This is a genomic window from Micrococcus sp. HMSC067E09 (assembly GCF_001812555.1).
In the GTDB taxonomy this organism is placed as follows: domain Bacteria; phylum Actinomycetota; class Actinomycetes; order Actinomycetales; family Micrococcaceae; genus Micrococcus; species Micrococcus lylae.
In genome coordinates this window covers 20,376-30,857 of record NZ_KV809420.1, presented here as the reverse complement: position 1 = coordinate 30,857, position 10,482 = coordinate 20,376, and the positions used below count along the sequence as shown (strand labels likewise).

Sequence of the window (10,482 nt, the reverse complement as noted above, 5' to 3'; positions counted from 1 at the left end):
ACACACATCCCCACCCACACGCAAAATCGGAGTCGGCTCCGGCACCTGCACCTCGGATTCCGCGGTATTCCGCGGGTTCTGGCGGGGTCTTCCACCGTTTGCGCCGGTTCGCGGACGGTCCGGCGTGTGGTGTGGTCGGTCACATCGTGCCGCACCGTGGACGCAGCCACAGTGTGGTCAGCGCCGGCACGTTCACCACCACGGAGTGGTCTTGTCCGTGCCACGGCGTGTCTTCTGCCGTCACCGTGGACATGCTCCGCTGCGCGAGAAGCGCATCCTGTGCCGCAGCGTCCTCCGCTCTGCCGGCCAACGCGGCATCCGAGGTGTCGAGCACGATCTCCCACTGCCCCGCCGACGGTACGCCCAGGCGGTAGCCCTGACGCTCCACCCCGGAGAGGTGGGTCAGGCAGACGAGGTCCCGGCCGTCGTCGTGCCCGGCGGCGGCATGCCGCACGAAGGCGAGCAGGTTCTCCTGAGCGGCATCCTTCTCCAGCCAGGTGAATCCGTCCGGCGTGTGGTCCGCGGACCACAGGGCCGGTGTCTTGCCGTACTGGCGGTTCAGTTCCCTCATCGTCAGCTGCACGCCGCGGTGCTCGGGCGCCCAGGAGGCGCCCCAGTCCAGGCCGTCGCCCTCGGACCATTCGGAGGGCTGGGCGTACTCACCGCCCATGAACAGCAGCTTCTTGCCCGGGTGCGCCCACATGTATGCGAAGTACGCCCGCAGGGTGGCCAGCTGGACGCTCCGATCGCCGGGGATCTTCGTCAGCAGCGAGCCCTTGCCGTGCACCACCTCGTCATGGGATAGGGGCAGCACGTAGTTCTCCGAGTACGCGTAGACCATGGAGAACGTCCACTGCCCGTGGTGCCACGAGCGGTTCACGGGGTCCTCGCCGAGGTAGGCCAGGGTGTCGTGCATCCAGCCCATGTTCCACTTCTTGCCGAAGCCCAGGCCGCCGGCGTCCACCGGGGCAGAGACGCCCTCGAACGCCGTGGACTCCTCCGCGATCATGTGGATGCCCGGATGCGAGCGGTACGCGGTGGTGTTCACCTCGCGCAGGAAGGCGATGGCCTCCAGGTTGTGGTTGCCGCCATGGACGTTCGGCTCCCACTCGCCCTCGTTGCGGGAGTAGTCCAGGTACAGCATCGAGGCCACGGCGTCCACGCGCAGCCCGTCGATGTGGAACTCCTCCAGCCAGTACAGGGCGTTGGCCACCAGGAAGTTCCGCACCTGTGGCCGCCCGTAGTCGAAGACGTAGGTGCCCCAGTCCGGGTGCTCACCGCGGCGCGGGTCCGGGTGCTCGTACACGCAGGAGCCGTCGAACCGTCCGAGCGCGAACTCATCCTTGGGGAAATGCGCCGGGACCCAGTCCACGATCACACCGATGCCCGCCGCATGCAGCGCGTCCACCAGGTGCTTGAACTCGTCCGGGGTGCCGAACCGGGAGGTCGGCGCGTAGAAACCGGTCACCTGGTAGCCCCAGGAGCCGCCGAACGGATGCTCGGCCGGGGGCAGGAACTCCACGTGCGTGAAGCCCAGCCACGTCACGTACTCCACGAGCTGCTCCGCCAACTCCCGGTAGCCCAGGCCCGGACGCCAGGAGCCCAGGTGCACCTCGTAGACGCTCAGCGGCTGCTCGTGCGGGTCGGTCTGCGCACGGCGCTGCATCCACTCGCGGTCCCGGAACGTGTACTCCGAGTCCCAGACGCGCGACGCGGTGGCCGGCGGCACCTCGGTCCAGCGGGCCAGCGGGTCCGCCTTCTGCCGCCAGTGGCCGTCCACGCCGAGGATCTCGTACTTGTAGCGGGTGCCGTGGCCGACGCCGGGCACGAACAGCTCCCAGACGCCGGAGGCGCCCAGGCTGCGCATCGCCTGCACGCGCCCGGACCAGCCGTTGTGGTCCCCCACCACGCGGACGGCGCGCGCGTTCGGCGCCCACACCGCGAAGGAGGTTCCGACGACGGCCCCATCGTCTGAACGGCGCACTCTCGCTCCCAGCGCCTCCCAGAGCCGCTCATGGCGGCCCTCCGCGATCAGGTGCAGGTCCAGCTCGCCGACGGTCGGCAGGTGCCGGTACGGGTCGTCCTGCTCCTCGACGTCACCGAGGGCGCCGTCCTCCCCGACCGGGTAGGCCACGTGCACCCGGTAGTCCCCGGCGGAGACGCCGGCCGCCGCGGGGATCGGGGCCACGCCGACGAAGACGCCGTCGTGCTCATGCTCGAGCTCCACGCGCACGCCGTCCCCGGCGCGCACGACCTCGACCGTCCCCGCCAGTGGGCGCAGCACGCGGTAGGTCACGGCGGTGCCGTCCGGGTGCGGGTGAGCGCCCAGCACGTCGTGGGGAGCGTAGTGGCGGCCCTGCGCGACGGCGGCCAGCAACTCCTGCTCGACGGGCAGCGGGGCGGGGGACGGGGTGCTCATGCGGTCCTCTCGGTGGCGAACGGTGGGCGACGGGGCACCGGGGGCGCCCCCTCCGCGGGTGGCGAGGGGTCGCCGTCGTCGAATCCGGGTCCACGACGGGGCCCCGCCCGCCTCAGCCGCGGACGATCCGCAGGATGTGGGCCGGCTCCGCGGACGGGTCCAGGCGCACGTACGGGCGCTCGTCCCAGTGCCAACGCTGACCGGTCAGCAGGTCCTCGACCTCGATGCGGCCCTGCTCGTCCCGGTCCTCGTCGCGGACGCCGAGCGCCTCGAAGTCCAGCTCGAGGGTGGACTCGGCCACCTCGTGCGGGTTGCAGGTGACGGTCACCAGGACGACGTCATCGGCGGTGCCGGCCGGGGCGTCGGTGACCGCGGCGGCGTCTGCGTGGATGCCCTCGGGGGCGGCGGCACGACGCTTGGAGAAGACCAGCACGTCCGAATGCAGCGCCGAGTGCAGGGTCAGGTTCTGCAGGTCCCGCAGCGCCGGGTGCTCGGCCCGGATCTCGTTGAGGCGGGTCAGGTACGGGGCCAGGGACTGCCCCGCGGCCTCGGCGCCGGCCCAGTCCCGCGGGCGGTACTCGTACTTCTCCGAGTCGATGTACTCCTCGGCGCCCGGCCGCGGCACATGCTCGAACAGCTCGAAGCCGGCGTAGACACCCCACAGCGGATTGGACATCGCGGCGACGACGGCGCGGATGCGGAAGGCACCGGGGCCGCCGGTCTGCAGGTACTCGGTGAGGATGTCCGGGGTGTTCACGAAGAAGTTCGGGCGGTAGAAGCCCGCCGTCTGCTGCGTGACCTCCTCGAGGTACTCCTCCAGCTCCTCCCGGGTGTTCCGCCAGGTGAAGTAGCCGTAGGACTGCTGGAAGCCCACGCGTCCGAGGGCGTGCATCATCGCCGGGCGGGTGAACGCCTCGGCGAGGAAGACGACCTCCGGGGTCTCGGCGCGGACCTGCGCGATCAGCCACTCCCAGAACCACAGCGGCTTGGTGTGCGGGTTGTCCACGCGGAAGATGTGCACGCCGCGGGCGACCCAGCCGCGCACCACCTCGAGGACGGCGTCGGCCAGACCCTGCGGGTCGTTGTCGAAGTTCAGCGGGTAGATGTCCTGGTACTTCTTCGGCGGGTTCTCCGCGTAGGCGATGGTGCCGTCCACGCGGGTGGTGAACCACTCCGGGTGGCTCTGCACCCAGGGGTGGTCCGGGGCGCACTGCAGCGCCAGGTCCAGGGCGAGCTCGAGGCCGTTCTCCCGGGTGGCGGCCACGAAGGCGTCGAAGTCCTCGAGGGTGCCCAGGTCCGGGTGCACGGCGTCATGGCCGCCCGCCTCCGAGCCGATGGCCCACGGCGATCCCGGGTCCTGCTCACCGGCGGTCAGCGTGTTGTTCGGGCCCTTGCGGTGGGCGTGGCCGATCGGGTGGATCGGCGGGACGTAGAGGACCTGGAAGCCCATGGAGGCCACGGCCGGGATGCGTTCGGCGGCGGTGGCGAAGGTGCCCGAGTGCCAGGTGCCGGTGGCCTCGTCGAAGCGGGCGCCCTCCGAGCGCGGGAAGAACTCGTACCAGCCGCCGCGGCCGGCCAGCTCGCGCTGCACGTCCAGCGGGTACTCCTCCGAGCTGGAGAGCAGCTCGCGGAGGGGGCGTGCGGCGAGCGCGGCGACCAGCTCCGGGTCCTCGGCCGCAGCCAGGCGCTCGGCGGGCAGGCGGGAGGTGTCCCCCAGAGTGCGGGCGGCGGCGGAGAACAGGGCACGGTCCTCGGCGGAGCGGGTGGCGTCCTCGGCGGCACGGGCGAAGAGGGCCTCGCCCTCGGCCAGCATCAGCTCCACATCGACTCCGGCGGCGATCTTCACCTCTGCCGCGTGATGCCAGGTGCCCACCGGGTCCGACCATCCCTCCACCACGAAGTGGTGCAGGCCCGGCCGCGAGGGGCGCAGGGTCGCGAGGAACTCGTCCAGGCCGGGACGGCCGGGGCGCATGTGCACCCGCTGGACCTCGGCGCCGTCCGGGCCGATCAGCCGGGCGGTGGCGCCCAGGCCGTCATGACCTTCACGGAACACGGTGGCGCGGACAGGCACGTCCTCCCCCACCACGGCCTTCGCCGGGAAGCTGCCGCCCTCGACGACGGGCTCCACCTCCGTGACGGGGATGCGACCGGTGAGGGTCACGGGACGGGTTCCGGCGACGGACACCGGATGATCGGCGGACACGGCGACGTTCTGAGGCTTCTCCACGTCTGAGACGCTACCGCGCGGCAGGGTCCGGCGGGAACAGACGCCGGACCGGTCGGACCGGGCACGGCCCCTGCCCCCACGGCGCCCAGATCACTGGAGCATGGTCTTGTCATCCACCACCGCACCCTTGATCTTGCCGAACTCGGCGAGCAGGTCCTGGGCGGTCTTGCCGGCCTTCTCCTGCTCGTCCAGCTCGAGGATGATCTCGCCGTCGTGCATCATGATCAGCCGGTTGCCGACCTGCAGCGCCTGGTCCATGTTGTGCGTGACCATCAGCGTGGTCAGCCGGTGCTCCGCCACGACCTGCTCGGTCAGGCGGGTGACCAGCTCGGCGCGGGACGGGTCGAGCGCTGCGGTGTGCTCGTCCAGCAGCAGGATCTTCGGGCCGGAGAAGGTCGCCATGAGCAGGGACAGCGCCTGGCGCTGGCCGCCGGAGAGCAGACCCACCTTGGTGGTGAGGCGGTTCTCCAGACCGAGCTCCAGCGTGGTGAGCGCCTCGCGGAACAGGTCCTTGCGGGACTTCGAGACGCCGGCGGCCAGGCCGCGGACGTGGCCGCGGCGGAAGGCCAGCGCCATGTTCTCCTGGATCGTCAGGTTCGGCGCCGTGCCGGCCGTCGGGTCCTGGAACACGCGGCCGATCCACTGCGCGCGGCGGTGGTCGGCCATCTTCGTGACGTCCTTGCCCGCCACGGACACCGAGCCGGTGTCCGGGGTCAGCTTGCCGGCGATCGTGTTGAGGACGGTGGACTTTCCGGCGCCGTTGGAGCCGATGACCGTGACGAAGTCGCCCTCGTCCAGGTGCAGGTCGATGCCGCGCAGCGCCTTGCGCTCGTTGACGGTGTTCGGGAAGAACGTCTTGGAGACGTCACGGATCTCAAGCACGGGTGGCCTCCTGCGGGGTAGGAGCGTCGGCCTCGGCGTCCACGGCAGCCGGGGAGGAGGAGTCCGCCGTGGCCCTGGATCGGATGCTCAGGCGCTTGGCGATGCCGAACTGCGGCAGCAGCAGGGCGAGCACCACGAGGGCGGCCGAGATCAGCTTCATGTCGTTCGGGTTCAGGCCGGCGTTCAGCGCCAGCTGGATGATCACGCGGTAGAGGACGGCACCCACGATCACCGCGAAGGTCGCGATAAACACGGTGCGGGTGCCGAAGATCGCCTGGCCGACGATCACCGAGGCCAGGCCCACCAGGATGAGGCCGATGCCCATCGAGATGTCCGAGAAGCCCTGGTACTGCGCCATGGCAGATCCGCAGAGGGCGACCAGGCCGTTGGAGAGCATCAGACCGAGGATCTTCATGCGGTCCGTGGAGACGCCGTAGGAGCGGATCATCTCCTCGTTGTCGCCGGTGGCCTGCAGGGCCAGGCCCATGTCCGTGTGCAGGAACCAGTCCAGGACCAGCTTCAGGACGAACACGAGGATGAACAGGACCGCCACGGACTGCCAGTTGCGGCCGACGCCGAATCCGGCCAGCCCGGAGAACAGGGTGTCCTGGCCCAGCAGCGGGATGTTCGCCCCGCCCATGATGCGCAGGTTGACCGAGTACAGGGCGATCATCGTCAGGATGCCGGCGAGCAGCCCGTCGATCTTGCCCTTCGTGTGCAGCAGGCCCGTGATGAGGCCGGCGGCGGTGCCGACGAAGAACGCCGCGACCATGGCCAGTGCCCAGTGGGTGCCGTTGGTGATGAGGACCGCCGCGGTCGCGGCGCCGGAGGTGTACGACCCGTCCACGGTGAGGTCCGGGAAGTTGAGGATGCGGAAGGTCAGGTACACGCCGAGTGCCATCACGGCGTAGACCAGACCCAGTTCGAGCGCTGAGATCATGCGTGAAGCCTTTCTGGGAGGCGACCTGCGACCACGGTGTGCCGCCCCTGCCGGGCGGGCGGCCGTCGTCGTGCCGCCGGGGGGTCCCACACGGGGGCGGCCCTGACCAGGACACGGGTCCTGTCAGGGCCGCACCCGGTGCGAACGGGGAGAGTGGGTCAGTCGATGGTCTCGTCGGCGCGGTCGATGACCTCCTGCGGGATCTCCACGCCGAACTTCTTGGCGTTCTCAGGGGAGACGACCAGCTCGAGGGCGTCCTCCGGGGCGAAGCCGACCGCCATGTCGGCCGGGTCCTCGCCGTCCTTGAGGATCTTGACGGCCATCTCGCCGGCGAGCTTGCCGTGCTGCTCGTAGTCGATGCCGTAGGTGCCCAGGGCGCCGCGCTCCACGGAGTCGGTGTCCGCGGAGATCACCGGGATCTCGTTCTCCTGGCCGAAGGAGATCACGGACTCGAGGGCGGAGACCACCGCGTTGTCGGTCGGCACGTAGATGCCGTCCACGTCGGACAGCGACTGCACGCCCTGCTGGACCTCGGAGGAGTTGGTGACGGTCACGTCCTTGATCTCGATGCCCAGCTCCTTGGCGGCCTCCTTGGCCTGCTCCACCTGGGACTTCGAGTTCGCCTCGCCGGAGTTCCAGACGATGCCGACGGTCTTGACGTCGTCCTTGACGTCCAGCAGCAGCTGCAGCTGCTCCTTCACCGGGTTGCGGTCGGACTGGCCGGTGACGTTGCCGCCCGGCTTCTCCTCGTCCTCGACGATGCCGGCGCCGACGGCGTCGGTGACGGCCATGAAGACGACCGGCTTGTCCTTTACCGCGGTGGCGGCGGCCTGGGCGGCCGGGGTGGCGATCGAGGCGACCAGGTCCACGCCTCCGTCACCGGCGAAGGTGTTGGCGATCGAGTTCGCGGTGGCGACCTCGCCCTGGGCGTTCTGCAGGTCGAACTCCACCTCGATGCCGGCCTCGTCGAAGGCCTCCTGGAAGCCCTCGGCGGTGGCGTCGAGCGCCGGGTGCGAGGTCAGCTGGGAGATGCCGATCTTGTAGGGGCCGTCGTTGCCGTCACCGTTGCCGTCGCCGGCACCGGAGTCACCGCAGGCGGTGAGACCGAGGGCCAGGACAGCCATGGCGGCGGTGATGCGGAGCGGGGATGCGGTCCTCTTCATGGGAAGTGTCCTCAGCGTTCGGGGTCGCCGCGGCGACCGTGGTGTGCGAGCGCTGCGGGCCGATGCCGGAGACGGTGTTCCGGCCCGCAGTGGGTCACATCGCGTGATGTGATGCACACAACATACAGCCTGGACCGCGGTTCGGGACCCTATGACGCGGTTCACACGCCATGCGTGGACGAAACGTCAGGAAGCGTCCTGTGCGGAGGCATTCCGGCCACCCGAGCGCTGCACCGAGATCTCGTACAGGGAGACGCCCACCGCCATGGAGGCGTTGAGGGACTCCATGGACGAGTCGATCGGGATGGAGACGATCTGCTGGCAGTGCTCGCGCACCAGGCGGGACAGCCCCTTGCCCTCGGCGCCCACCACGAGCACGAGAGGCTCGGTGGCCAGCTCCAGGCCCGGCAGACCGACGTCTCCGCCGCCGTCCAGGCCGAGCACGAAGTAGCCCATGCGGTGCAGCTCGGCCAGCGTGGTGTTCAGGTTGCCGGCCTGCGCCACCGGGACGCGGGCGGCCGCGCCGGCGGAGGTGCGCCAGGCGGTGGCGGTGACGCCCACGGAGCGGCGGGACGGGACGATCACGCCGTCCGCGCCGAACGCGGAGCCGGAGCGGATGATCGCGCCGAGGTTGCGCGGGTCCGTGATGCCGTCCAACGCGATGAGCAGCGGACGGGTGCGCAGGTGCCCGGCCGCGTCCTTCTCCAGGGTGGTGCGGGCCAGGTCCAGGGCGTCCGCGTAGTCGTACGGCGGGATCTGCAGGACCAGGCCCTGGTGGATGGCCTCGCCGGACATGCGGTCCAGCTCCGGCTTGGTGTTCTCCATGACCGGGATCCCCTGCTCGGCGCACTGGCGCAGGGCCTCCTTCACGCGATCGTCCACCTCGATGCGGGTGGCCACGTGGAGGGCCTTCGCCGGGATGCCGGCGCGCAGCGCCTCCACCACCGGGTTGCGGCCGGACACGGTCTCATCCGCGGTGGAGGAACGCTGCCGGCGCGGCGACGCCGGACGCTTGGCCGCCGCACGCTCGGCGAGCTGCTTGTTGCGGTAGGCCTTGTGGTAGACGCGGTCTTCGGCCTTCGGGGTGGGGCCCTTGCCCTCGAGCGCCCTGCGGCCGTGGCCGCCGGTGCCCTTCTGCGGGCCCTTCTTGCCCTTGGCCTTGCGGGAACCGCCGGAGCGGGGTGCGGACGACATGGCGTCTCCTTCAGCGGGTGGGGACTGCGCGGAGCCCTCGGCTCCGGCGGGGTACGGGGGCGGCGGGGCACGACGACGGCACCCGGCTCACCGACTCAGCGGCCAGTCTAGTGGCGCTCGCCTCTGCGGACGGAGGGCACCGGCTCAGTCGGCCAGGTGCCAGGTGGCGCCGTCCGCGCCGTCCTCCACCACGATGCCAGCGGCCGTCAGGGCGTCGCGGATGCGGTCCGCGGTGGCCCAGTCCTTCTCGGCGCGGGCCTGGGCGCGGGCCTCGATCTGCGAGCGCACCAGCGAGTCCAGGGCGTCGGCGGCCGGGCCGGCGGCGCCGGCGGAGGACTCCGGGACGTCGTCCAGGCCGAGGATGCGGGTCATCGCGGTGACCTCGGCGTACCGGGCGGCCACGGCGTCCGTCTCCTTCGCCGCCAGGGCGGAGTTGCCCAAGCGGACGGTCTCGTGCAGCACGGCGAGCGCCTGCGGCACGTTGAGGTCGTCCTCCATCGCCGCGCGGAAGGCCTCCGGGACGTGCGCGCCCAGGGGCGTGCCGTCGTCGTGGTTCACGGCGGAGTCTCCCAGCTGGGAGGAGGCGCGCGAGACGAAGTTCTCGATGCGCTCCACGGCAGCCTCGGCCTCGTCCAGAGCACCCGGGCGGTAGTCCAGCTGGGAGCGGTAGTGGGCCTGGCCGAGGAAGTAGCGGACGGCCTTCGGGCGGGCCATCTGCATCATCTCCTCCGGGGAGATGGTGTTGCCGACGGACTTGGACATCTTCTCGCCCTCGTAGGTAACCAGGCCGTTGTGCAGCCAGAAGCGGGCGAACGGGTCACCGGCGGCCGAGGACTGGGCCAGCTCGTTCTCATGGTGCGGGAAGCGCAGGTCCAGGCCGCCGCCGTGGATGTCGAACTCGGCGCCGAGGTACTTGGTGGCCATGGCCGAGCACTCCAGGTGCCAGCCCGGGCGGCCGCGGCCCCACGGGGAGTCCCACCGGGCGGTCTCCGGCTCTCCGGCCTTGGCGCCCTTCCACAGGGCGAAGTCGCGGGGGTCGCGCTTGCCGCGCGGGTCCGCGTCCGGGGCGTCCTGCATGTCCTCCACGCGCTGACGCGTGAGGGAGCCGTAGGCGGCGAAGGAACGGACGTCGAAGTACACATCCCCGGAGTCGTCGGTGGCCGGGTAGGCGTGGCCGCGGTCCATGAGGCGCTGGATGAGCGCGAACATCTCGGTCACGTGGCCGGTGGCTCGCGGCTCGTAAGTGGGACGGCGGACGCCGAGGGCCAGGTAGGCGGCGTCGAACGCCTTCTCGAACCGGTAGGCCAGCGCCCACCACTGCTCGCGCGCCGGGTACAGGGCCGAGGCCTCGAAGTCGTCCTCCATGGACGCGGCGGAGCGGTCCAGGATCTTGTCGTCGATGTCCGTGACGTTGCGGACCGAGGTGACCTTCAGGCCGGAGGCCTCCAGCCAGCGCACGAGGATGTCGAAGACGATGGCGCTGCGCACATGCCCCACGTGCGGCATGCCCTGCACGGTGGCGCCGCAGTAGTAGACCGACGCCTCGCCGGGGCGGACGGGGACGAAATCGCGGACCTGGGCCGCCTGGGTGTCATAGAAACGCTGTGCCACGGTCCCCGATCCTATCGGGGCCGTCGCGCGGGCCGGTCAGCGGGCC

Annotated in this window: 7 protein-coding genes; all 7 read right to left on the bottom strand. The window is 70.9% G+C overall.

Annotated features, from left to right (window positions below; all coding sequences use genetic code 11):
- Window positions 1-139: 139 nt before the first annotated feature.
- Entirely contained in the window at window positions 140-2,419 is a 2,280-nt protein-coding gene (gene glgB / locus HMPREF2863_RS03210; protein ID WP_070637852.1) for a 1,4-alpha-glucan branching protein GlgB, read from the bottom strand.
- Window positions 2,420-2,531: 112 nt separating this feature from the next.
- Window positions 2,532-4,622, bottom strand: coding sequence for a maltotransferase domain-containing protein (locus HMPREF2863_RS03205; RefSeq protein ID WP_070637859.1), 2,091 nt, complete (start codon window positions 4,620-4,622; stop codon window positions 2,532-2,534).
- Window positions 4,623-4,736: 114 nt separating this feature from the next.
- A complete protein-coding gene (locus HMPREF2863_RS03200; protein WP_067191337.1) occupies window positions 4,737-5,528 on the bottom strand; it encodes an ABC transporter ATP-binding protein in 792 nt (263 codons plus the stop codon).
- Window positions 5,521-6,468, bottom strand: a complete 948-nt coding sequence (locus HMPREF2863_RS03195; RefSeq protein WP_070637850.1) for an ABC transporter permease — start codon at window positions 6,466-6,468, stop codon at window positions 5,521-5,523. The genes HMPREF2863_RS03200 and HMPREF2863_RS03195 overlap by 8 nt, the downstream gene beginning before the upstream one ends.
- A gap of 158 nt (window positions 6,469-6,626) precedes the next feature.
- Entirely contained in the window at window positions 6,627-7,631 is a 1,005-nt protein-coding gene (locus HMPREF2863_RS03190) for an ABC transporter substrate-binding protein (protein WP_070637847.1), read from the bottom strand.
- 186 nt (window positions 7,632-7,817) lie between these two features.
- Complete coding sequence (rlmB, locus tag HMPREF2863_RS03185) at window positions 7,818-8,825, bottom strand: 23S rRNA (guanosine(2251)-2'-O)-methyltransferase RlmB (protein WP_067191342.1); 1,008 nt, start codon at window positions 8,823-8,825, stop codon at window positions 7,818-7,820.
- A 144-nt stretch (window positions 8,826-8,969) separates the two neighbouring features.
- Window positions 8,970-10,436, bottom strand: a complete 1,467-nt coding sequence (gene cysS, locus HMPREF2863_RS03180) for a cysteine--tRNA ligase (RefSeq protein WP_070637845.1) — start codon at window positions 10,434-10,436, stop codon at window positions 8,970-8,972.
- Window positions 10,437-10,482: the final 46 nt, after the last annotated feature.

Excerpts from the sequence above, each read along its gene's own strand:
- HMPREF2863_RS03195 (WP_070637850.1), bottom strand. The coding sequence starts at position 6,468 with ATGATCTCAGCGCTCGAACTGGGTCTGGTCTACGCCGTGATGGCACTC.
- rlmB (WP_067191342.1), bottom strand. The coding sequence starts at position 8,825 with ATGTCGTCCGCACCCCGCTCCGGCGGTTCCCGCAAGGCCAAGGGCAAG.
- HMPREF2863_RS03190 (WP_070637847.1), bottom strand. The coding sequence starts at position 7,631 with ATGAAGAGGACCGCATCCCCGCTCCGCATCACCGCCGCCATGGCTGTC.
- glgB (WP_070637852.1), bottom strand. The coding sequence starts at position 2,419 with ATGAGCACCCCGTCCCCCGCCCCGCTGCCCGTCGAGCAGGAGTTGCTG.